Raw genomic sequence first — 1,213 nt, 5'->3', positions numbered from 1 at the left:
ATCTATAGTAGTGTTTTTTACTCAAGTGTTTATATTTAAGTTGAAATAATACAAATTTTTTTGTATTATATTACCAATTGCAATAATTTAGCATATTACTTAGGGAAAGTCATAATTTATTTCTGTTATTCTTTATTTTCAGCAAGGATTCTTTTTAATCTAACAGGATTTCTAATAATTTAATATGCATAATCTCGATTACTTAATGAATGAAATATGCAAAAGCCTCTCTGCGATTGGTATTATCATTGCATTAATAACCTTTCCCTATCTAAAAAGTAAAAATAAATCTAATATTTTCTTATCATCCTATTTCCTTATTTCGGGTATTTATGCGCTATTGCATTATAACCTTTTAAATAATGGAAATCCTAGTATTGTTGCTTTTCTCTATGCCACTACTGCTCCTTTAGTATATTTGTTCAGACCTATTTCTTATCTGTATGTTAGATCTATGCTTACTAAGAAAATAACATTTAAAAAATGGGACTATATTTTAATACTACCAGCAGTACTTTATGTGTTTGATGTAATGCCTTATTTATTGACATCATTCGATAACAAACTTAGATTAGCTTATCTTCTTATAGAGGATCAAAATAATATATTCAGACACCCCGTTACGTACTTTACAACTCCCACATTTCATTTTACATTTAGACCCCTCTTTAGTTTAGCCGTTTCTTTTGCAGAGTTGGTGATGCTTTATAAATATTTTAGAGATAATCCACAGACAAAAACTGATTATCCCACTACCTATAATTGGCTGTGGACTTTTTCATTGATTGGTGCTACATTAACCATTACATTATCTGTAGTTTCTCTAGTTCTCAATACTTTCGACCATCAGGTTAAACTGAATTATGATGGAGCTATCGTATTTATGAATATTTCTAATGCCCTTTTCTTGTGTTTAAATATTTCAGTATTCTTATTTCCTAGAATGCTCTATGGCTTACTGGCAGAACCTGAAACCAATACTGCTTTTACATTTAGACCACAAATCATTGTAAATAACAAAGTAGAAGATCAAATAAAACCATCGTTTAAATTAGAAGAAGCTAGGGTATCAGAAATAGAGACAATGATTCAAGAATATTTTATTCAAGAAAAGCCTTATTTAGATGATAGCTTTACGATTAATAAGCTTTCGGAATCTTTAGATATTCCGATACACCACCTTAGTTATTACTTTAATTATCATCTTTTAAAA

General features: G+C 28.8%; 1 protein-coding gene. It reads left to right on the top strand.

The features are described 5' to 3' along the window. Positions 1-184: 184 nt before the first annotated feature. Positions 185-1,213 (top strand): hypothetical protein (locus AC07XN_RS24440; protein ID WP_494744943.1); only part of this gene is annotated, 1,029 nt, incomplete at its 3' end.

It is taken from the genome of Arcicella sp. GW458-12-2-14-TSB2 (assembly GCF_059423785.1).
This window is presented reverse-complemented; position numbering and strand designations above follow the sequence as displayed.